The sequence below is a fragment of the Pantoea sp. Morm genome (assembly GCF_016643525.1).
Classification (GTDB): Bacteria; Pseudomonadota; Gammaproteobacteria; order Enterobacterales; family Enterobacteriaceae; genus Pantoea; species Pantoea dispersa.
In genome coordinates this window covers 20,754-43,281 of sequence record NZ_VOQX01000032.1, presented here as the reverse complement: position 1 = coordinate 43,281, position 22,528 = coordinate 20,754, and the positions used below count along the sequence as shown (strand labels likewise).

Genomic DNA, 22,528 nt, shown 5'->3' with positions numbered 1-22,528 from the left:
TTTCCGCAGAGCACGATCATGACCTCTCCACAGCAAGCCACGCCGGCGCGCAGGCGACCGATGAAGCTCAACACCCTGGTGACGCTGATGCTCAGCGCGGTGATTGTGCTGGTGCTGCTGAGCGTACACATGTTTTATTTCTTCCAGATTGGGGCCGCGACGCGCAGCCAGCTGGAGGATAAAGCCATGGCGGTGGCGCGCACGCTGGCGAAATCACCTGAAATTCAGCAGGCGCTTCGCCTGCCGCCCGACCGGGCCGCTATCCAGCCCATCGCCAAAGCGGTGGAAGAGAGCAATAATTTGCTGTTTATCAGCATCACCAACATGGATGGCATCCGCTACTCACACCGTAATCCGGAGCTGGTGGGCAAACACTTTATCGGCCCGGACATCGAACCGGCGCTGCGCGGCAACGAGAATGTCTCCGTGAATCAGGGCTCGCTGGCCAAATCACTGCGCGTGTTTACCCCGGTGTACGACGCCCAGCAGCGGCAGATTGGCGTGGTGGCTATCGGCATCTCGCTGGAGGCGGTCACCGACCAGATCAACCAGAGTCGCTGGAGCATTCTGTGGACCATTCTGATCGGCACTTTTGCCGGCGCGGTTGGCACCTTCATTCTGGTGCGCGTGCTGAAGCGTATCCTGTTCGGCCTCGAGCCATACGAAATTTCCACCCTGTTTGAGCAGCGCCAGGCGATCCTTAACTCCGTCAAGGAAGGCGTGGTGGCGATGGACGATCGGGGTGAGGTGACGCTGGTCAATCAGGCGGCGCGCCAGCTGCTGAGCGATAAAATGGGCAGCAGCGTAGTGAGTACCGCGCGCATTTATGATGCTTCGGTGATCGACCAGCATCTGCAGGAAGTGCTCAACGGCGGTCGCGCACGGCGCGATGAGGAGCTCAACGTCAATGGCCGACTGCTGCTGAGCAACACCGTGCCGGTGCGCAGTCAGGGACGCATTATCGGCGCGGTCTGCACCTTCAGGGACAAGACCGAAATCAGCCAGCTGATGCAGCGTCTGACCGGCATGGTAAACTATGTTGATGCCCTGCGTGAGCGCTCGCACGAGTTCATGAATAAGCTGCACGTGATCCTCGGCCTGCTGCACATGAAAAATTATGCGCAGGTAGAAGCCTATATTCTGAAGACCGCTAATAACTATCAGACGGAAATCGGCTTCCTGCTGGAGAAGATCAAATCACCGGTGATTGCCGGTTTTCTGCTCAGCAAAATTAACCGCGCCTCTGATTGCGGCCATCGCCTGACCATCAGCGATGCCAGTTACCTGCCGGACAGCGGCAACGAGCAGCAAATGGCGGCGCTGATCACCGTGGTCGGCAATCTGGTGGAGAATGCGCTGGATGCAATGAGTGAGCAGACCGAGGGCGAAATCCACGTCATGCTGCACTATCAGAACGGCTGGCTGACCTGTGAAGTGAGCGATGACGGACCGGGCATTGCGCCGCAGCATCTGGCAACCGTGTTCGACAAGGGCTTCTCCACCAAAGGCGAGGATCGCGGGGTCGGCCTGTTCCTGCTGAAACAGCAGACGGAGCACCTCGGCGGCAGCGTCAGCGTGGAGTCCGAGCCTGGCGTGTTCACCCAATTTTTAGTCCAACTTCCGTGGGATGGAGGAACCAAACCGCATGATTAACGTGTTAGTGGTCGACGATGACGCCATGGTGGCCGAGCTGAACCGCAGCTTTATCGGCCAGGTGCCGGGCTTTCACTGCGTGGGTACCGCCGCGACGCTGCAGCAGGCGCGCGAGTTCCTGTTTAATAGCGAAACGCCGATCGACCTGGTGCTGCTCGATATCTATATGCAGCAGGAGAACGGGCTCGATCTGCTGCCGGAGCTGCGCCAGGCGCAGAGTTCAGTAGAAGTGATCATCATTTCGTCAGCGGCCGACGCGGAGAACATTAAAACCTCGCTGCACTACGGCGTAGTCGACTACCTGATCAAACCGTTCCAGTTCCCGCGTTTTGAAGAGGCGCTGACCGGCTGGCGGCAGAAAAAATCGCTGATGGACAATCAGCACTACTATCAGCAGTCGGACCTCGATCTGCTGATGCACGGCAGCCCGGCCACCCAGCACGACAACAAACGGCTGCCGAAAGGCTTAACGCCGCAGACGCTGCGCACGCTGTGTCAGTGGATTGACGCCCATCCCGGCCATGAGTTTTCCACCGACGAGCTGGCGGCAGAGGTGAACATTTCACGCGTTTCGTGTCGCAAATACCTGATCTGGCTGGCACAGATTAATATTCTGTTCACCAGCATTCACTACGGCGCCACCGGCCGCCCGGTGTATCGCTATCGCCTGCAGCCGGAGTACCATTCGCTGCTGCAGCAGTACTGTCAGTGACGCAGCTGCCAGCTGAAATCCAGCTGGCTGAAGCGGAAATGGCGCGCCGGCGAGCAGATAATCTGCCGATCGCGGGTGACAAACACCGCGTCGATGTCAGGCTGGCCGGCGAGATACGCCAGCCCCTGCTCTACGCCCATGCCGTACAGCAGCGTGGTATAGATATCGCCATCCAGCGAGCGATCGGCAATCACCGTCACGCTCAATAACGCATTGTCCAGCGGATAACCGGTGCGCGGATCAAAGATGTGATGCCAGCAGCGGCCGTCGCGTTCAAAGTAGCGCTCATAAATCCCGGACGTCACCACCGATTTGCCCTGCACCTGCAGCGTACCCAGCAGCTCATCGTCCCGGCCAAACGGTTTTTTGAGCCCGATGCCCCAGCCCTGCGGCTGATGCGGCGGGCTGCCGAGCGTCTGCACATTGCCACCGAGATTAATCAGCGCCTGCGCAACACCCTGCTGACGCAGAAATGCCTGCACCACATCGGCGATGTAGCCTTTCGCAATGGCGCCCAGATCGATCTCCATGCCCGGCAGCGGCAGAAACACCGAGCGCTGTTCAGCATCGAGCACCACCTGATGCGGATCGGTCAGGCGCAGCAGCGCCTCAATCTCCGCTGCGGGCGGCACTTCACGCCCCTGAAAACCAATCTTCCAGCGTTTCACCACCGGACCGATGGTGAAGTTAAACGCGCTGTCCGGCAGGATGCTCACCGCGTGCGCCACGCTAATCAGCGCAAAAACCGGCGCGCTCACCACCACCGGATGGCGTCCGGCGGCCTGATTAATGGCCATCACTTCGGATTCGGCGCGGTTGACGGTAAACAGGTTTTCCTGCTGTTTGATCAGGCGAAAGACCTGGCTGGCCAGCGTAGGATTGTCTTCGAACAGTTTGAGCAGAATGGGCGAACCCATGAGGACGGCAGAATAGGAATGGACGCCAGCGTCGCTTGTCATTGTGGCCCCGCAAGAGAACGATGCCCGCAGGGCGCGGGCATCGTGATAGCTTAGTTACCTAACGCCAGTTTAGCGGCATTACGGCCCGCTTTGATACCAAAGATAATGATATCGGCGACGGCGTTACCGCCGATGCGGTTCGCACCGTGGATACCGCCGACCACTTCACCCGCCGCCCAGGCACCAGGAATCACCTGTTTCTGCGCGTCAAGCACCGCGGTCTCGGTGTTGATGGTCACGCCGCCCATGGTGTGGTGCACGCCCGGTGCGATACGAATCGCGAAGAACGGCCCCTGATTGAGCGGATGACGCAGCGCGGTGGCACGGCCAAAGTCTTCGTCTTTCTGGTTAATCACAAACTCATTGTAACGGCCCAGCGTGCTTTGCAGCGTTTCCTGATCCATGTTGAGTTTCACCGCCAGCTCGTGTGGCGTCGGCGCGCTAATCACAAAGCCTTTGGCGATGTATTCGTCCGCCGCTTTGTTGTTGGCACGCACCTGCTCATCGAACACGATCCACGCGCTTTTTTCCGGCAGCGCGATAATCTCGGCAGAAACTTTGTCACGGGTTTCCATTTCATTGTAGAAACGCTTACCGGCCTGGCTGACCAGAATCGCCCCGCCGCCGCGCATCGCTTCGGAAATCAGGTACGAGGTGGTCTGCTCAACGGTTGGGTGGATTTGGATTTCGCCCATGTCGACAGTCTCGGCGCCAATTTTCTGCAGCATGGCGATACCGCTGCCGGTGGCGCCTTTGTGGTTGGTGGTAACGAAACCATCCAGCTCCGGACGGTATTTCACCACCATCTCGCGGTTGGCGCTAAAACCACCGGTGGCCACAATCACGCTTTTCGCATTCAGGATGCGGCTGTCGTTGTACTCATCAACCACTTTCACGCCGGTCACCGCACCGTTTTCAAACAGGATCTCGGCCACCGAGGTTTCCAGCAGCACTTCGATGTTGCGCTGGTTAACATTTTTCACCAGGCCGCTAATCAGGAAGCCGCCCACCGCCGAGCGATCTTCCGGACGGTGCGTACGGTCAATGCTCATGCCGCCGGTGATGGTGATATCGCTCAGCTCAATGTCTTTCGCCGCCAGCCACTCAATGGCTTCTGGCGCACGCTCAACGAACTCACGCAGCAGCACCGGGTTGTTTTTGAACTTGCCGCCTTTCAGCGTTTCCTCGTAGAACAGCTCTTTGCTGTCTTCGATGCCTTTCAGTTTCTGATAACGGGTTTCCGCCGCGTTCATCCCCACCGACGCTTTGATGGTGTTACCGCCAATGGTGGGCATCTTCTCAATGATCACCACGCGCGCGCCGTCATCGTGCGCCTGAATCGCCGCCGCCAGACCGGCCCCGCCGGTACCCACCACCACCACATCGTAATTGACCGGCGCATTCGGATTGCCGCCCTCTTCAATCACATACTCTTTGCTGGAGGTGGTGAGCGCGCGCGATACCGCTTTCTTCAGCGCCTCACTCTGCGTGGTAGCGCCGGTAATGGCATCGACGTGCGGGCTGTTCGCCACCAGAATACGTTCACGCAGGCTTTCAAAGGTGCTGGTGAAATCGACGTCGAGGTTAGGATCCGGCACCAGCGAAATGTCGGTGATACGGTCGGTGTCGAGCGTCACGTTGATTTTCAGCTTCAGCGCTTCGGCTTCCACTTTCGCCTGGTAAACGCCGGCTTTGTACTTACGATGGCCATCGCTGACGTCACGGATCATCGCATCCACCAGCGAGAAGCGCCACAGCGGTTCCGGAATGGTCAGCGCTTCGCGTTTGGTGCTGTCGATGTACAGATCCATGTGCTCATTTTTGATGATGCGATCGGCCCAGTCTGGATAGGCAATACAGGCTTTACCAATCGCCACCAGATCGAAGCCCGAGGCCAGCGCCAGTTCGGCATCCTCTTTGTTCACCACGCCGCCAACGCCAATCACCGGCACTTTCGCCAGCGTCGCCGAGCGCTGTTCAATGTATTTGCTGATTAACGGCGTCGGATCCTGGGTGTCGACAATCGACGGACGCAGCAGCTGGCCGACGGAGAAGTGCACGTAATCCAGCCCGCGCGCCGCCAGTTTTTCCAGCAGGTACAGCGTGTCGTCCCAGCGGATACCGGGCACTTCCAGCTCTTCCGGCGAGAAGCGATAGCCGATGATGAAATCCGCTGCGGCGAAGCGCTCCGCCATTTTGTGGGTGATTTCCAGCACTTCCAGCGGGAAGCGCGCGCGGTTGTCGCGGCTGCCGCCCCATTTGTCGTCGCGCTGGTTAGAGTTCGGCGAGTAGAACTGCTGAATCAGGTAGGTGTTAGCGCCGTGGATCTCCACGCCGTCGAAGCCGGCTTTGATGGCGCGGTTCACCGCATCACCAAACTTGGTGATCATCACCTCCACTTCTTCCGCCGTCAGCGCCTGCGGGGTGCTGGCACCTTCACGCGGCGCGGCGATAGCGCTGGGCGCGACCGGGGTTTTCCCGCCGATCAGCGCGGGCTCAACCATGCGGCCGCCGTGGTAAATCTGCAGAATGGCTTTGGAACCCTGAGACTTGATGGCGTGCGCGATTCTGGCCAGGCCAGGGATTTTGTTGTCGCTGTCGATGCCGATAGCGCCCGGGAACGCCGGACCGCGGTTATCGATAAAGGCGCACTCGACGATCACGGTGCCGATGCTGCCGGCACGCACGCGATAATACTCAACGAGATCGCTGGTCACGCCGCCGTCGTAATAGCCGGTACAGGTGGTCATCGGGGCCATCACCAGGCGGTTTTTCAGCACCGCCCCTTTCGGTAATGTCAGCGGATTAAGAATCGGGGTGAGCGTATTCATGATGAGCAACTCCAGAATTAAGAAATCGTGTATTCAATTCTTTGGCAGTTCGGAGGTCTTTATAATTAATTTAAGTGGTCCGACTTCATGGTATAAATATACCATTTTATTTAGTTACATAACCCAGAATGTTAGTTATATAAGTTTTACGCGTGAAAATACTTTTTATTGCTCATTGCTGAAATCCGCGCTCCGCTAAGTTTTAACCAAGACTTGACAAAAATCAACTTTTTCCTTACATTTAAAACAAATAAAGTAATATCAAAGAGATAAAAAACACCCTTCGCCCGATTCTGGCGGTATTTTTGCCGTTCCGTTCACTTTTAACACATATTTTACACCTGTTGGTTCATTTATTACGGCGCAAAACGTTAAAACAAAAAACCCGCTAATAATTTTATTGATCCAGATCAAAATAGATATTTTAATTAATCGCATCATAGCGTCATTCAATTGATAATTCGCGAAGCAAAATTGCAATAACGAAGATTCATGTAAAAGACACTTTAAAACGTCCCGGTTGATCTGCTACAAGCGTTTCGTAACTAAAAAAATCAACCCGACCGGGCCGTCAATCGCATTCCCATAACTTGCAGACCAAAACTATGAATACACAAACAACCCAGAGTGAACCCCTAAAGGCGCCACCTGCCGCACCGGGGAAAAAGAACCGGCTCGTCATGTTGTGCCTGCCGATCGTGGTTGCCGTGCTGTTGCTGCTGGTGCCTACCCCTGCCGGGCTGGAGCCATATGCATGGCACTTCTTCGCCATCTTCGTCGGGGTGATTGTCGGCCTGATCTTCGAACCGCTGCCGGGCGCGGTCATCGGCCTGACCGGCGTGGTGATCATCGCGCTGTTCAGCCAGTACGTGCTGTTCAGCCCGGCAGAACTGGCCGATCCGAAGTTCAAAACGGCCGGACAGGCGTTTAAATGGGCGGTGAGCGGCTTCGGCAACTCCACCGTGTGGCTGATTTTCGGCGCCTTCATGTTTGCCGCCGGCTACGACAAAACCCAGTTCGGTCGCCGCCTGGCGCTGATTCTGGTGAAATATCTCGGCCGTCGCAGCCTGACGCTCGGCTATGCCATCACCTTTGCCGACCTGCTGCTGGCACCGTTTACGCCATCCAACACCGCGCGCAGCGGCGGGACGATCTATCCCATCATTGCCAACCTGCCGCCGCTGTACGGTTCTAAACCTAACGACCCAAGCGCACGCAAAATTGGTTCTTACCTGATGTGGGTTGCTATCACCGCCGCCTGTATCACCAGTTCAATGTTCCTCTCCGCGCTGGCTCCTAACCTGCTGGCGCTGGCGCTGGTAAAAAGCGTGGTTGGCTTTGATATCTCGTGGGGCATGTGGTTCCTCGCCTTCCTGCCGCTGGGGATCCTGCTGATTCTTACCATGCCGCTGCTGGCTTACTGGCTCTATCCACCAGAAGTAAAAGTGAATGACGAAGTGCCACGCTGGGCTAAAGCCGAGCTGGAGAAACTGGGTCCGCTGTCGCGCAATGAAATTCTGCTGCTGGTGTTCGTGGTCGCCGCGCTGATGATGTGGATCTTCGCCACTGCGTGGATTGAACCGGCGATGGCCGCTCTGCTGGTTATCGTGCTGATGCTGTGGACCGGCGTGCTGAACTGGAACGACATCACCAGCAACAAAGCCGCCTGGAACACCTTTGCCTGGTTTGCCACGCTGGTCGCGCTGGCTGATGGACTGGCGCGCGTAGGCTTCATCGCCTGGCTGGGTAAAGAGGGTGCGCTGCTGCTGCACGGCTACGACCCGCAGGTTTCCGCGGTGGTACTGCTGGTGGCCTTCTACCTGCTGCACTATCTGTTCGCCAGCACCACGGCGCACACCACCGCCCTGCTGCCTGCCATGCTGACCATTGCCGCCTCGATTCCGGGCATCAACATGCCGGTGTTCTGCCTGATGATGTGTACCTCACTGGGTGTGATGGGCATTATCACCCCGTACGGCACGGGCCCAAGCCCGATTTACTACGGTAGCGGCTACCTGCCAACCAAAGACTACTGGCGTCTCGGTACCATCTTTGGTGCCCTGTTCCTGGTGGCGCTGATGGTCATTGCCTACCCGTGGATGGTGATGATGTTCTGATGATGTTGCTTTGATGTTAAAAACGCAGCCGCGTGACAACGTTAAAGTGGTATGATACTCGCCAGTCAGCTCTTGCCGCGGACTGGCGAGAGAAAATCGAATAACAGATCGCCTAATTTGTCGCCCGTCATGCTGGCGGGCAACACGAAGCTAAGTGAGCCAACATGTCGAACAAACCCTTCTACTACCAGAATCCCTTTCCTCTCGCCAAAGATGATACCGAGTACTATCTGCTGAGCCGCGACCATGTTTCGGTGGCCAACTTTGACGGCGAAGAAGTCCTGAAAGTCGACCCGAAAGCGCTGACGCTGCTGGCACAGCAGGCGTTCCACGATGCCTCTTTTATGCTGCGCGCCTCACATCAGCAGCAGGTGGCGTCGATTCTGGCGGACGATGAAGCCAGTCAGAACGACAAATACGTGGCGCTGCAGTTCCTGCGCAACTCGGAAATCGCCGCCAAAGGCGTGCTGCCGACCTGCCAGGACACCGGTACCGCCATCATCATGGGTAAAAAAGGCCAGCGCGTCTGGACCGGCGGTGGCGATGAAGCTGCGCTGTCTCAGGGCGTTTACAACACCTTTATCGAAGATAACCTGCGCTACTCGCAGAATGCGCCGCTCGATATGTACAAAGAGGTCAACACCGGCACCAACCTGCCGGCGCAGATCGATCTCTACAGCGTTGACGGCGACGAATACAAATTCCTGTGCATCGCCAAAGGTGGCGGTTCTGCTAACAAAACCTATCTGTATCAGGAAACCAAAGCGCTGATCACACCAGCGAAGCTGAAAAACTACCTGATCGATAAAATGATGTCGCTCGGCACGGCGGCCTGTCCGCCGTACCACATTGCATTTGTCATCGGCGGCACTTCCGCTGAAAGCACGCTGAAAACCGTGAAGCTGGCGTCAACCCACTATTACGATTCGCTGCCGACCGAAGGTAACGAACATGGTCAGGCGTTTCGTGACGTGCAGCTGGAACAGGAACTGCTGGAAGCCTCGCAGAAACTCGGCCTCGGCGCGCAGTTTGGCGGTAAATATTTTGCTCACGATATCCGCGTGGTGCGTCTGCCGCGTCACGGCGCATCCTGCCCGGTAGGCATGGGCGTTTCCTGCTCGGCTGACCGCAACATCAAAGCCAAAATTAACCGCGAAGGCATCTGGATCGAGAAGCTGGAAGACAACCCAGGTCGCTATATCCCGGAAGCGCTGCGTCAGCAGGGCGAAGGCGAAGTGGTCAGCGTCGATCTCAATCGCCCAATGAGCGAGATCCTCGCCCAGCTCTCCGCTTACCCGGTGGCAACGCGTCTGTCGCTGAACGGCACCATCATCGTGGCGCGTGATATTGCGCACGCCAAACTGAAAGAGCGCATCGACAACGGCGAAGGTCTGCCGCAGTACATCAAAGATCACCCGGTGTACTATGCAGGCCCGGCGAAAACGCCGGAAGGTTACGCGTCCGGTTCACTCGGTCCGACCACCGCCGGCCGCATGGACTCCTACGTCGATCTGCTGCAGGCTAACGGCGGCAGCATGGTGATGCTGGCCAAAGGTAACCGCAGCCAGCAGGTCACCGATGCCTGCCATAAACACGGCGGCTTCTATCTGGGCAGTATTGGCGGCCCGGCGGCGGTGCTGGCGCAGCAAAGCATTAAGAGTCTGGAGTGCGTGGAGTATGCCGAACTGGGCATGGAAGCGATCTGGAAAATTGAAGTGGAGAACTTCCCGGCGTTCATCCTGGTGGATGACAAAGGCAATGACTTCTTCCAGCAGATCCACAACCAGTGTGCTGCCTGCGTGAAATAAGCCGGCCAGCAATAAAAAAATCCGCGGCGTAAAAGCTGCGGATTTTTTTTGTCTGCCAGCCCCTGCGGCGCTCACACACCGCGCAGTTGCACGTCCAGCAACAGGTCGGCATCGTCGTCATTCTGGCCAATCACGTAGATCGCCTGGCGGCCCGGCAGATTTACGGTAATGATATTCTCTTCGACCGCATCCAGCACTTCGTCGTGCTGCTCCTGAAAGTGGTACAGGGTGTTCATCTTCTCTCCTTAAAAACGGTGCGTTACTGTATAAACTCACGCCTCTTAATATCGACAAGACGCGTCTTAATAACAGGGGGAATAATCTGTTTTTTCTGTCAGCACTGTGACAGGGCTGTGTGACGTTGCCATGAAGGCGGCAGCGGCGCGCACCGCTGCCGGTTAAATCAGAAAAAGCCGAGAGGTTGCGTGCTGTAGCTGACCAGCAAATTTTTGGTCTGCTGATAGTGATCGAGCATCATTTTGTGGGTTTCACGGCCAATACCGGATTTTTTATAGCCGCCAAACGCGGCGTGCGCCGGATAGAGGTGATAGCAGTTGGTCCAGACGCGACCGGCTTTGATCGCGCGACCTACGCGGTAAGCACGGTTGATATCGCGCGTCCACACGCCCGCACCGAGGCCGTAAATCGAATCGTTGGCGATGGCAATCGCTTCCGCTTCATCTTTAAAGGTCAGCACGCCGACCACCGGTCCGAAAATCTCCTCCTGGAAGACGCGCATGCTGTTATCACCTTTCAGCAGCGTCGGCTGAATGTAGTAACCGCTGGCAAACGCTTCACCGATTTTCTCCACCCCACCGCCGTGCAGCACCTGCGCGCCCTCCTGCTGCGCAATCTCCAGGTAAGAGAGAATTTTGTCGAACTGCTGCTGCGACGCCTGCGCGCCGATCATGGTCTCAGTGTCGAGCGGATCGCCACGTTTAATGGTCTGGATGCGCTTCATCACCGCCGCCATAAACGGCTCAAAAATCGACTCCTGCACCAGCGCGCGTGACGGACAGGTACAGACTTCGCCCTGATTGAGGAAGCCCAGCACCACGCCTTCGGCCGCTTTTTCGATGAAGCTCTCCTCCGCCCGCATGATGTCTTCGAAGAAAATGTTGGGCGACTTGCCGCCCAGCTCGACGGTGGACGGGATCAGGCTTTTTGCCGCCAGCTCAAGAATGTGGCCGCCGGTGGCGGTCGATCCGGTAAAAGCGATTTTGGCGATACCCGGATGCGAAGCCAGCGCCTCGCCGGCCTCTTTGCCGTAGCCGTGCACCACGTTAATCACGCCCGGCGGCACCAGGTCTTTAATCAGCTCCATCAACAGGGTAATGGAGAGCGGCGTCTGTTCGGCGGGCTTCAGCACCACGCAGTTACCGGCACCCAGCGCCGGCGCCAGTTTCCACGCCGCCATCAGCAGCGGGAAGTTCCACGGGATAATTTGTCCGACGACCCCAAGCGGCTCATGAAAGTGGTAGGCGGCGGTGAACTCGTCAATCTCTGCCGCGGTGCCTTCCTGGGCGCGCACGCAGCCGGCAAAGTAGCGGAAGTGGTCAACCGCCAGCGGCAAATCAGCCGCCAGGGTTTCACGCACCGGCTTACCGTTATCCCAGGTTTCATTGACCGCGATGGCTTCCAGATTGGCTTCCAGCCGGTCGGCAATTTTCAGCAGCAGCAGCGAACGCGCCTGCGGCGAGGTTTTGCCCCATGCGTCCGCAGCGGCCTGCGCGGCGGCCACGGCGTTGTCGATATCCTGTTTATCCGAGCGCGGGAATTCGCCGATGGTCGAACCGTTGATCGGCGTGGTGTTAACAAAATAGTTACCGTTCACCGGCGGAACAAATTCGCCGTTGATGAAGTTGCCATAACGCGATTGCAGGTGGATGAGAGAACCGGTTTCTCCCGGAGCAGCGTAACGCATGGTGTTTCTCCTTGCGGGACAGAGTGGTGATTAACAACATTTAAACTTGTTATTAACATTGAGCGAACAATGCCAGCCTGTCAGATCGCTCAGCGGGAAACTGTGACCGCATCGAAGGAAAAGAGGGCATTAAGAAACTGCGCTGCCGTCACGCCATAACCTGCGCCTGTCGCAGACAGATAATTCCGAGTTTGGCCATAAGCGTGATGAAAAGCGGAACATGTGCGATTTGTGCGGTCAATATGAAGCAGACCCGTGAACAGGAGAACAAGATGCTGGCTTCAGCCCTGATGGTAATGCGCGCCAAAGCGAACTTCGTTCAGCAATTTATCCGCAATCCGCGCAAAATGGGCAGCATCACGCCCTCCTCAGCCGCCCTGTGTCGCGCCATGTGTGAAACGGTCAACTGGGAGCACAGCCTGCGCATTGCCGAGCTGGGCGCCGGCGACGGCGTGCTGACCCGTCATCTGCTGGCACATATGGCACCGCAGGCGCAGCTGGATGTATTTGAAATCAGTCCCGAACTGGTAAAAGGGTTACGCCGCTGGAACGATGCGCGCATGCAGGTGCGCGCCTGCTCCGCAGAATATCTGTCCGGGGAGTACGACGTGATTTTTTCCGGCCTGCCGCTGCTGTCGCTGCCGCCCGCAACGCGCGACGCCATTCTCAGCGCGGTGCATGAAGGACTGGGGCCGCGCGGCGTGTTTGTCCAGTTTCAATACACCTCGCTGACGCAGCCCAGCCTGTCACGCTACTTCACCTGGCAGCGCCAGCGGGTGCTGAAAAATATGCCACCCGCCTGGGTTTATCGCTGTACGCGGCATTACGCGCCCTGAGCCTGCGCCTGCGGGCGCGTCTGCTGCCAGAAACGCTGCAGCAGCTCGCGCGCCCAGTCTTCGCCAGACAGCTGCGCGCCATCATCGCTGACGCCGGAAGGCAGACAGGCGGTCATGATGTTATGGTCGAACTCCGGATGGAACTGCACTGACAGCGCCTGCGGCGAATAGCGCAGGATCTGGCAATCATCCAGCGCTGAACGCGCCAGCACCTGTGCCTGCGGCGGCGGTACCAGCACCGACTGGCGGTGCGACAACCACGCCGGGAAGGCCTCTGGCAACTGTGCCAGCCACGGATCGCGGTGCGGGGTGCGCGTCAGGGTTTTAAGCCCGCGCTCCCAGCCGTTCGGGTTATCGCCCACTTTACCGCCCAGCGCATAGGCCATCAGCTGATGACCATAGCAAACGCCGAGCAGCGGCAGTTGCGCGTCGATGGCCGCACGAATCCAGGCGGCGGTGCGCTCGCTCCAGTCGGCGTGATCGGTTACCATCGCCCACGAACCGCTGAAAATCGCGCCGCTGATGCCAGAGAAAGCCGGCAGCTCTTCCCCGAGATGCGGCCGCACAATGACATAATCATCCGGCTGTAGCGCCAGGGCTTCAATAAACCACTGTGGTTGTTCACCAATTTTTGCCACCACCTGCGGCGGCGGCGTTTCGAGTTGAATCAGAGCAAGGGGTAAGGTGCGGATCTGTGTCATGCCGAATACGGTCCTCAAATGATCGTGTTTCGGACATCCACTCTGACAGTAAATTTGCCCCCTGTCCTGGATTTTTCAGCATAAGCTAATGCCATTACGAAAAAAAGCGTCGCCCGCGTGCGCCAACCGATCGCCTTCGTGCCATCATTAGACGGTGACAACATCGATAAAACAAAGGACAGCAGCGTGGCGGTGCGGCATTTTTTTCTGGTTCTGATGGTGGTGTGCATCTGGGCGTTTAATAACGTGGCGATAAAGTGGGGATTGCTGGAGCTTCCGCCACTGTTTCTGACCTGGATGCGCTTTGTGGTGGTGGCTATCGTGCTGGTGCCGTTTTGTCGCATCACGCGCGCCCAGCTGCCGTGGCTGCTGACGCTGGCGTTTAGCTTTGGCTTCATGCACTTTTCGCTGCTGTTTGTCGGCATGCGCTATACCGATGCCGGCACCGGGGCCATTGTGGTCCAGCTGGGCACGCCGATTGCCATGCTGCTGGCGATGGTGGTGCTGAAGGAGAAACTGCGGCTGGTGCAGCTGTGCGGTATCGCCATCTCGCTGGCCGGGGTGGTGGTGCTCTCCGGCAGCCCGACAATTCCGGCGTGGTGGGTGCTGTGTATTCTGCTGTGCAGCGCCACCGGCTGGGCGGTGAGCAACATGATTGTGAAAAAGTCACCGCCGATTAAACCGCTGACGCTTACCGGCTGGATCTCCTTCCTTGCGGTGCCGATTGTCGGTACGGCCTCGTGGCTGACTGAATCGCAGCAGTTTACCGCGCTGAGCCACGCTGGCTGGCGCGGCTGGTTTGGCATCCTGTACAGCGCCCTCGCCTCATCGATTGTCGCCTACACGCTGTGGTACGCGCTGCTGAAAAAATATAACGTCAACCTGATCATGCCCTACTCGCTGCTGACGCCGGTGCTGGCGGTACTGATGGGCGTGCTGGTGCTGGGTGACAGCATGAACAGCTTCAAAATCCTTGGAGCCTCGCTGGTGGTGCTGGGGACGGCGATTGCGGTGATTAACCTGCGTAACCTGCGCATGCATGCCCGCTTTCCGCGCCTGCGCCGCCGCTAATCCACTCTGCTATGCTTGAAGCTCGCGTGTTTTCCGGAGGTTTAGCATGGATTCTCAACGCGCTGCCGCATTGTGGCAGCAACTGTGGCAGGGATTGCGGGGTGCGGAACACGCGCCGACGATCCACTTTCTTCAGACCGACAGCTTCCCCTCGGCTTTTGCCGTTAGCGAACTCGCCGCCACCAGCATCGGCCTCTCCAGCCAGGCGCTGAGCGATCTGCTGGGGCGTCCGGCCCCGGTCAGCATTAACGTCCGGCTGGCCTCGCGCTGGTTTCAGCACAGCCTGACGCCGCTGAACCGTCCGCCAGCCGCCCAGTGGGATGCGCTGGCCGGTGACTATCCGTGCGAGGATGGCTGGATCCGCCTGCACACCAACGCACCACACCATCGCGCCGCCATGGCGCGCGTGCTGGGCGAGCACGCCGATCGGTCATCGCTGGCGGCGGTGGTGGCACGCTGGCAGGGACACGCGCTGGAGCAGGCCGTGGTCGACGCCGGCGGCTGTGCCGCCTGGATGCGCAGCGCACAGCAGTGGCAGCAGCACGCGCAGGGGCTGGCGGTAAGCGATGAAGCGCTGATTGCCCAACGGGCAACCGGCGAAGCGCCCACGCCGGGCTGGGCGCTGCTGCCGGCGCGACCGCTGCTGGGCGTGCGGGTGCTGGATCTGACGCGCATCATTGCCGGACCGGTAGCGACCCGCTTTCTGGCCAGCCTCGGCGCGCAGGTACTGCGCATCGATCCGCCCGGCTGGCGTGAACCGACGCTGGAAGAGGAGATCAACTGCGGCAAACGCTGCGCGCAGCTGGATATCAAAACCCGCGCCGGGCGCGATCGGCTGATTACGCTGCTACAGCATGCGGATGTGCTGGTGCACGGCTACCGCGCGGACGCACTGGAAAAGCTGGGGCTGGATGCGGAGAGCCGTCAGCGGCTGGCGCCGGGGCTGGTGGATGTCAGCCTCAACGCCTGGGGCTGGCACGGGCCGTGGCGCAACCGGCGCGGTTTTGACAGCCTGGTGCAGATGGCCTGCGGCATCGCCGAACAGGGTATGCGCTGGCAGGCAGGCGTTAAACCAACGCCGCTGCCGGTGCAGGCGCTGGATCACGCCACCGGCTATATGATGGCGGCCGCGGTGCTGGAAGGATTACGCCAGCGCCGCGTTAACGGCACCGGCTGGCAGGCGCGTTTGTCGCTGGCGCGTACCGCGCTGCTGCTTCAGCAGCACGGCGCAGCGCCACAAGGCGAACAGCGTGGCATTACGCCGCAGCCGCACGATGCGCTGAGCGCGCTGGAGATCAATCGCTGGGGGATTGGCGAGCGCCTGCGCGCCGCGGCTTATCTGCCCGGTACGCCGATGCTGTGCGCGGCACCGGCGCAGCTGCCCGGCAGCAGCCATCCCTGCTGGTGACGACTCAGGCGTCGTCGCCCTCTTCACGCAGTTCGTCATACATCGCCTGAATCGCCTCACGGCTCAGCGCCGCCAGCGTGCGATAAAACGCGGTGGTAGCGTGGGCTTCCACTTTACCGAGGAAGGCGCCGCACCACGGCAGCAGGTAGTCATCGAACAGCGCCAGCTGGGCCGCCGCCTCATCTTCCGCAGACTGATCTTCCAGCCAGGAGGCCGCCAGCAGCAGCACGCCAAAGTGATCGGCCGGCGACTCGCTCAGTGGCATACCGCGTGAGGTTAAAAACGCCCGCACCCCGGCTTCCTGCGGTCCGTTCGGCCACTGTGAGGCGTACGGCGGCACGCTGCAGTCGCTGCCGACGAACAGCGCGTTGTAATCCGCCGCCAGCGCCTGCGGATCGCTATTCTGCTGCAGCCGGGTCAGCAGTTCATCCTGCTCCAGCGGCCACTGATCTTTCAGTTTGCCTTCGCGCAGCAGGGTGAACAGCGGCACCAGCAGCGGGTCCTGCGGCTGGCGATTAAACAGCGAGCCGATGACGCGGCAGAGAATGGAAAACTCATTCATGCAACAGAATTCCTTGAGGCAAAAAAGTTAAAAGTCGGCAAATTCCGCAATGTGTTTGCCGGTGCGCTGTTCGAGAAAGTCGAGCAGGCGACGCGGCGTGACATTTAACACGCGATCCTGCGGAAAATCCACTTCGCGCGTAATACGCAGGCAGTGTTCGAAATCACCGAGCGTAAAGGCGGTGTGCGAATCGGAGCCAAACGCCAGCCGGCCACCGGCGTCACGCACCGCTTCCGCAATCGCGCGGCAGTTAGGTTCACTGCCCGGACGCGAATGGGTAAACGACGAGTTGTTGATCTCCAGCGCCACATCGTAGTGCGCGGCGGCTTCCGCGATGGCGCGAATATCCACCGGGAATTTCGGGTTGCCCGGATGGCTGATGATGTGCACCAGTCCGCTGGCCATGGTGGCGATCATCGCTTCGGTGTGGTGAGCCTTGTCGCGCGGCGCATAGACCGGCTCATGGAAGCCGGCGACGATCAGATCCAGCGCATCCAGCATCGGCCCGCTGCAATCAATCTCACCCTGCTGATTTTTGATGTTGGCTTCAATGCCGCGCAGCACGCCGACGCCGTCAATCACGCGCGGCCAGATGCGCATATTCACAAAATGCCAGTAGTGCGGCGCATCGGCCATGTCCGGCCCGTGATCGGTAATGGCGAACAGCTTCAGGCCGTTCTGTTTCGCCTGAGCGACGTAATCGTGCAGCGTGCTGTAAGCATGGGTGCTGGCAACGGTGTGCATATGTAAATCGACGGGATACATCCTCTTCTCCTCTGCTGAATTAATAGCCACGCTGGCGATCGACCAGACCGCGCGGCTGTTGGCCCTGCTCCAGTGCCGTGATGGCACCGGCGATATAGTCCATCGCCTCATGCGGCAAGGTGGTGGCGGCATTATGCGGGGTAATCATGACACGCGGATGAGACCACAGCGGACTCGCGGCTGGCAGCGGTTCCACCTGGAATACGTCCAGCGCGGCGGCGGCCAGCTGACCGCTCTCCAGCGCCGCCAGCAGATCGGCCTCCACCACGTGCGCACCGCGCGCGAGATTGAGGAAACAGGCGCCGCGCGGTAGCGCGCGGAGAAAGGCGCCATCGATCAGGTTGCTGGTTTCCGGCGTGGCGGGCAGCAAATCAATTAATACCTGACTGTCAGCGAGAAAATCCGCCAGCTGGTCGCGGCCGTGAAAGGTGGTGACCCCCGCTATCTGCTTCGGCGAGCGGCTCCAGCAGCGCAGCGGGAAGCCCCACTGGCGCAGGCTCTCCAGCACGCTACGGCCAAGCACGCCTGCCCCCAGCACGCCAATGGTAAAATCAGCACGTTCGCGGTCCGGCAGCGGCTGCCACAGCGCCTGTCGCTGCTGCTGGTGATAGTCGGCGAAGCGGCGGAACCAGCCCAGCACGCACCAGTTCGCATACTCCTGCATCTGGCGTGCCATGCCGGTGTCTTCCAGCCGGTAGAGCGGCACCGCGTCAGCCAGCATCTCAGGGTGCGTGCGCAGCTGCCGCAAAATTTCGTCCACGCCGGCCCCCATGGCGAATACGCCACGCAGCGCCCGTCCCGCCAGCATCTCCACCGGCGGCGATCGCACAATGGCGTAGTCGGCGGGGGCACTGTCGCCCGGCTGCCAGTGGCGGATGCGCACAGCTGGCAGTCGCTGGCGCATGCCGTCCAGCCACGGCTGCGGATTCAGCGACGGGTGATACCAGATGATCTCCATACTGCTCTCCTTTTTTCTTTCAGCCTCAGTCAAATAGCGGCGCAGGGCAAGTAAAAACCCGCGCGGCACCGCAATTTTCCGGCGATTAATCGCGAAGGCTTCACATTTCCGCCGCTGCAAAAGGCTAAGCGGCGCGTTAACGTCTAAAGTTGTTCGGGTGGTCAATGCGTTAGCGCACCACCTTTTCGGACAAGGAGAAAAACCGATGATAAAAAATGTAGTGTTTACGCCTGCGCGTCTTACCCTGTTGCTCAGCGCGGCGCTGCTGAGCGCGTCTGCTGTGCATGCTGAGGATAACAGCCGCATGCTCAGCGCCCAGCCGCAGCCGCCGGATGTGCGACTCGGCCCACTATTCAGTGCCGTGCAGCAGGCCAGATTTTATCCGGACCAGAAAACCTTTGCCGATGCGGTCCCCAAATATGACCCGGCGTCGATTCTCGCCGACTGGCAGATGCAGAAAAATCAGCGTAATTTCGATCTCAGGCGCTTCGTGGACACCAACTTTATCCTGCCCAAAGCGCAGGATAAATACGTGCCGCCCGCCGGCCAGAGCCTGCGCGCGCACATCAATGGCCTGTGGCCGGTGCTGACGCGCAGCACGCCAACGGCCAGCCAGTACGATTCGCTGCTGCCACTGCCGAAACCGTACGTGGTGCCGGGCGGGCGTTTCCGCGAAGTCTATTACTGGGACAGCTACTTCACCATGCTCGGGCTGGCAGAGAGCGGCCACTGGGATCGGGTGCAGGATATGGTGGACAACTTCGCCAGCGAGCTGGACAAGTACGGCCACATCCCTAACGGTAACCGCAGCTATTATCTCAGCCGCTCGCAGCCACCGTTCTTCAGCCTGATGGTGGATTTGCTGGCCAGCCACAAGGGAGACGACGTCTACCGCCAGTATCTGCCGCAGCTGCAAAAAGAGTATGACTACTGGATGGCGGACAGCGACAAGGTGGCTGCTGGCCAGGCGAGCAAGCGCGTGGTGAAGCTGAGCGACGGCACCCTGCTCAATCGCTACTGGGATGACCGTGACGTGCCGCGCACCGAATCCTGGCTGGACGATGTCAACACCGCGAAAAAAGCGCCTGAGCGCAATAAACAGCAGGTGTATCGCGATCTGCGCGCGGGCGCCGCCTCGGGCTGGGACTTCAGTTCACGCTGGTTCACCGATGCGCACAATCTGGCCTCGATTCGCACCACCCAGCTGGCCCCGGTTGACCTCAACAGCCTGCTGTTCCACCTGGAGCAGACGCTGGCGAAAGCCGCGAAGCTGGCAAAGCAGAATGACAAAGCGCAGCAGTTTGCGGCGGATGCAGAGAAGCGCCAGGCGGCGATCAATCGTTACCTGTGGGATGACAAACAGGGCTGGTATGCCGACTACGATTTCCAGAAAAAGCAGGTGCACAATCAGCTCACCGCCGCCACGCTGTTCCCGCTGTATATGCAGCTGGCGGGCGACAAACAGGCGGAACGCACCGCTGCCGCAGTGGAAAAACAGCTGCTGAAACCAGGCGGGCTGGTCACCACGACGGTAGACAACGGCCAGCAGTGGGATGCGCCTAACGGCTGGGCCCCGCTGCAGTGGGTAGCGGTCGAAGGTCTGGAGCACTACAAGCAGAACCAGCTGGCGCAGCAGATCGGTCAGCGCTTCCTGCAAAATGTGCAGCAGACTTACGATCGCGAGCACAAGCTGGTCGAGAAGTATGTAGTCGACGGTGCCCAGCTGGGCGGTGGTGGCGGCGGCGAGTATCCGCTGCAGGACGGCTTTGGCTGGACCAACGGCGTAACGCTGAAGCTGCTGGATAAGTATTGTCCGAAAGATAAAACCTGTAATAGCACGCGCGACATCCCCTCAATGCCGACGCTAAACGCGGCGAAATAACCCTGACGTCAGGTGCGCCGCCGTGCGCACCTGCTTCTCAAGCCTGATGCCTCAGCCGGGCGATGACCACGCCCGGCGCTGCGGCATCCCCCTGCGCATCACACTTTTCCATTACTTATCTTTTACACCTTGAAACACCCCTTACTAAAAGATAATAATTCTCAATCTTAAAATGACTCTTTTTCTCATCATTAACCGCCGCGCTGGTGTGGTGCGGCTTTTGTTCTCAGCCAAAGGAATCATTATGACCGCGCTGTTCCCCCTTAACCGTGGCCGGCTGCTGTGCGCGCTGGCGCTGGCGTTTCCGGCACTCGGCGTTGCCGAACCCTCTCTTGTAGTCACCGCACAGCCGCAGGAGAGCGCCACCTCGCCCACGACGGGCTATCTCGCCACCCGCAGCGGCGCCACGAAAAGCGATCGTCCACTCGTCACCACGCCGCAGTCCATTTCCGTGGTGACGCGTCAGCAGATTGACGATCAGGGCGCGCAGGATCTGAACCAGGCGCTGGGCTATACCCCGGGGGTTTTCACCAACTTTGGTGGCGCGGCCACGCGTTACGACACCATTTCGCTGCGCGGTTTCCACGGCGGTGACGTCGACAACACCTTCCTTGACGGTCTGCGCGTGATGAGCGACGGCGGCAGCTTCAACATCCTGCAGGTGGATAACTGGTTCCTTGACCGCATCGACGTAATTAAAGGCCCCTCTTCTGCCCTTTATGGCCAGACGGTGCCGGGCGGGCTGGTGAACATGGTCACGAAGCGGCCGCAGTTTGCTTCACAGGGCCATTTACGCTTCGCCACCGGCAGCAATGCCAGTAACAGCGCCGCCTTTGATTACACCGACGCGATTAACGATCAATGGGCGTACCGCCTGGCCGGCATCACGCGCAACAGCGATACCCAGTACGACCACACGCGCGAAGAGAAATACGCGCTGTCACCCCAGCTGCTATGGCAGCCGGATGAAGACACCAGCCTGCTGCTGCGTGCTTATCTGCAAAAAGATCCCTCAGGCGGCTATCACGGCTCGGTGCCGGCGGAAGGCACGCTTTACAGCCACAATGGCCGCTGGCTGAGCGACGGTTTTTATGAGGGCGACAGCGCGCTGGATCAGTTCAAACGTCATGAGCAGATTTACGGCTACGACTTTTCGCACCGTTTCGATGAGGTATGGTCGGTGCACAGCACCGGCAGCTACAGCCATTCCAGCGTGGCGCTCGACCAGGTGTACCAGATTGGCTGGAACAGCGACAATCCGGACCTGCTCAATCGCTACTACTCCAGTGAGCGCTCTTCGCTCAGCGCGTGGGCGACCGATAACCAGCTGCAGGCGGAGTTTGCCAGCGGTGCGCTGCAGCATCGCGTCACGCTCGGCGCGGAGTATCACCGCTACAAAAATGATCTGAGCGACGCCAGCGGCGCTGCCTCACCGCTGAATGCCTGGAGCGGCGAGGCCATCGGCAGCCAGCCGGATTACCTCTGGACAGCACAGACGCGCCGCTACTATCAGAGCGGCCTCTATCTGCAGGATGAGATGGCGTGGCAGCGCTGGCATCTGGATTTGTCTGGTCGCTATGACCGCATCGTGTCAGAGAATGGCAATAGTCGTCGTCAGGACGATCACGTCAGCGGCCGCGCCGCGCTGCTGTACGCCTTTGATAATGGCGTGTCGCCGTACGTCAGCTGGAGCCAGGCGATTACCCCGGCTTCGCTGACCGATCCCGACGGGAATCAGCTGAAACCGACCACCTCAGAGCAGTATGAAGCCGGGGTGAAATACCAGCCGAACGGCACGCGCGATCTCTACAGCGTGGCCCTGTACGACCTGACGCAGAACGATGTGGCCAACCGTAACGTGCAGGACGGCACCTACACCCCGTCCGGCAAAGTGCATGCGCAGGGCATTGAACTGGAGGCGCGCAGCCAGCTGACCGAACGGTTCAGCACCATTGCCGGTTATACGCTCAACCATCTGCGCTTTAAGGATTCCGTGGACGGCAACGATGGCCATACGCCGTACGTCACGCCAAATAGCATGGCGTCGCTGTGGGGGCATTATCAGTTTGATTACGGCCTGAGCGCGGGTGCCGGGGTGCGCTACATTGGTCGCCAGTGGGCCGATAACGAAAACACCACCCGTTTGCCGTCGGTGACCCTGTTTGACGCCTCGCTGCGCGCCGATCTGGGCGCGTGGCAGTCGAGCCTGAAAGGTGCCTGGCTGCAGCTGAATGCCCGCAATCTGACGGATAAAAAGTATCTGGCAGCCTGCTACGGCACCGGTTACTGCTATCGCGGCGCGGAGCGGACGCTGACCGCCACAATCGGCTACGATTTCTGA

Annotated in this window: 17 protein-coding genes; 9 read left to right on the top strand and 8 right to left on the bottom strand. The window is 59.4% G+C overall.

Annotated features, from left to right (window positions below):
* Positions 1–18 precede the first annotated feature (18 nt).
* Positions 19–1,653: a sensor histidine kinase gene (locus tag FT726_RS13130; RefSeq protein WP_346302911.1), complete on the top strand. Its 1,635-nt coding sequence runs from the start codon at positions 19–21 to the stop codon at positions 1,651–1,653.
* Positions 1,646–2,365 (top strand): two-component system response regulator DcuR, encoded by a 720-nt coding sequence (gene dcuR / locus FT726_RS13125; RefSeq protein ID WP_021506339.1) that lies wholly within the window; start codon positions 1,646–1,648, stop codon positions 2,363–2,365. Before FT726_RS13130 ends, dcuR begins: the two co-directional genes overlap by 8 nt.
* On the opposite strand, the gene FT726_RS13120 is transcribed toward dcuR, so the two are convergent.
* A complete protein-coding gene (locus FT726_RS13120; RefSeq protein ID WP_215480223.1) occupies positions 2,359–3,324 on the bottom strand; it encodes an FAD:protein FMN transferase in 966 nt (321 codons plus the stop codon). The genes dcuR and FT726_RS13120 overlap by 7 nt on opposite strands.
* 50 nt (positions 3,325–3,374) lie before the next feature.
* The gene (locus FT726_RS13115) at positions 3,375–6,155 is read right to left on the bottom strand and encodes a flavocytochrome c (protein ID WP_021506341.1); all 2,781 of its coding nucleotides are present in this window, start codon (positions 6,153–6,155) and stop codon (positions 3,375–3,377) included.
* Between the two features lie 605 nt (positions 6,156–6,760).
* Between FT726_RS13115 and FT726_RS13110 the strand changes: the two genes are divergently transcribed.
* Both FT726_RS13110 and fumA read left to right on the top strand, forming a co-directional pair.
* Positions 6,761–8,272, top strand: coding sequence for an anion permease (locus FT726_RS13110; RefSeq protein WP_058769656.1), 1,512 nt, complete (start codon positions 6,761–6,763; stop codon positions 8,270–8,272).
* Positions 8,273–8,436: 164 nt separating this feature from the next.
* Complete coding sequence (gene fumA / locus FT726_RS13105) at positions 8,437–10,080, top strand: class I fumarate hydratase FumA (RefSeq protein WP_058769655.1); 1,644 nt, start codon at positions 8,437–8,439, stop codon at positions 10,078–10,080.
* A 71-nt stretch (positions 10,081–10,151) separates the two neighbouring features.
* Here the strand turns inward: fumA and FT726_RS13100 are convergent, their stop codons facing one another.
* A complete protein-coding gene (locus tag FT726_RS13100; RefSeq protein ID WP_021506344.1) occupies positions 10,152–10,316 on the bottom strand; it encodes a hypothetical protein in 165 nt (54 codons plus the stop codon).
* 167 nt (positions 10,317–10,483) lie between these two features.
* A complete protein-coding gene (locus FT726_RS13095) occupies positions 10,484–12,004 on the bottom strand; it encodes an aldehyde dehydrogenase family protein (RefSeq protein WP_104092836.1) in 1,521 nt (506 codons plus the stop codon).
* Between the two features lie 272 nt (positions 12,005–12,276).
* Here FT726_RS13095 and FT726_RS13090 point away from each other — a divergent pair, with 272 nt between their 5' ends.
* Positions 12,277–12,840 (top strand): class I SAM-dependent methyltransferase, encoded by a 564-nt coding sequence (locus tag FT726_RS13090; protein WP_021506346.1) that lies wholly within the window; start codon positions 12,277–12,279, stop codon positions 12,838–12,840.
* On the opposite strand, the gene FT726_RS13085 is transcribed toward FT726_RS13090, so the two are convergent.
* Complete coding sequence (locus FT726_RS13085; RefSeq protein WP_346302910.1) at positions 12,828–13,541, bottom strand: glutamine amidotransferase; 714 nt, start codon at positions 13,539–13,541, stop codon at positions 12,828–12,830. The two genes, FT726_RS13090 and FT726_RS13085, sit on opposite strands and share 13 nt — an antisense overlap.
* A gap of 186 nt (positions 13,542–13,727) precedes the next feature.
* On the opposite strand from FT726_RS13085, the gene FT726_RS13080 reads away from it, so the two are divergent.
* On the top strand, positions 13,728–14,612 hold the full coding sequence (locus tag FT726_RS13080; RefSeq protein ID WP_288422644.1) for a DMT family transporter: 885 nt from the start codon (positions 13,728–13,730) through the stop codon (positions 14,610–14,612).
* Between the two features lie 46 nt (positions 14,613–14,658).
* Complete coding sequence (locus FT726_RS13075; protein WP_346302909.1) at positions 14,659–16,020, top strand: CoA transferase; 1,362 nt, start codon at positions 14,659–14,661, stop codon at positions 16,018–16,020.
* Positions 16,021–16,024: 4 nt separating this feature from the next.
* Here FT726_RS13075 and FT726_RS13070 read toward each other — a convergent pair whose 3' ends face one another.
* The 3 genes from FT726_RS13070 to ghrA are packed head-to-tail and all read right to left on the bottom strand — an operon-like array spanning position 16,025 to position 18,305.
* The gene (locus tag FT726_RS13070; RefSeq protein ID WP_211725091.1) at positions 16,025–16,582 is read right to left on the bottom strand and encodes a molecular chaperone; all 558 of its coding nucleotides are present in this window, start codon (positions 16,580–16,582) and stop codon (positions 16,025–16,027) included.
* Positions 16,583–16,609: 27 nt separating this feature from the next.
* Complete coding sequence (locus FT726_RS13065) at positions 16,610–17,347, bottom strand: phosphatase (RefSeq protein WP_021506351.1); 738 nt, start codon at positions 17,345–17,347, stop codon at positions 16,610–16,612.
* Between the two features lie 19 nt (positions 17,348–17,366).
* Positions 17,367–18,305, bottom strand: a complete 939-nt coding sequence (ghrA, locus tag FT726_RS13060; RefSeq protein ID WP_282995694.1) for a glyoxylate/hydroxypyruvate reductase GhrA — start codon at positions 18,303–18,305, stop codon at positions 17,367–17,369.
* Between the two features lie 205 nt (positions 18,306–18,510).
* Here ghrA and treA point away from each other — a divergent pair, with 205 nt between their 5' ends.
* The gene (gene treA / locus FT726_RS13055; protein ID WP_346302908.1) at positions 18,511–20,187 is read left to right on the top strand and encodes an alpha,alpha-trehalase TreA; all 1,677 of its coding nucleotides are present in this window, start codon (positions 18,511–18,513) and stop codon (positions 20,185–20,187) included.
* 244 nt (positions 20,188–20,431) lie between these two features.
* Entirely contained in the window at positions 20,432–22,528 is a 2,097-nt protein-coding gene (locus FT726_RS13050) for a TonB-dependent siderophore receptor (protein ID WP_346302907.1), read from the top strand.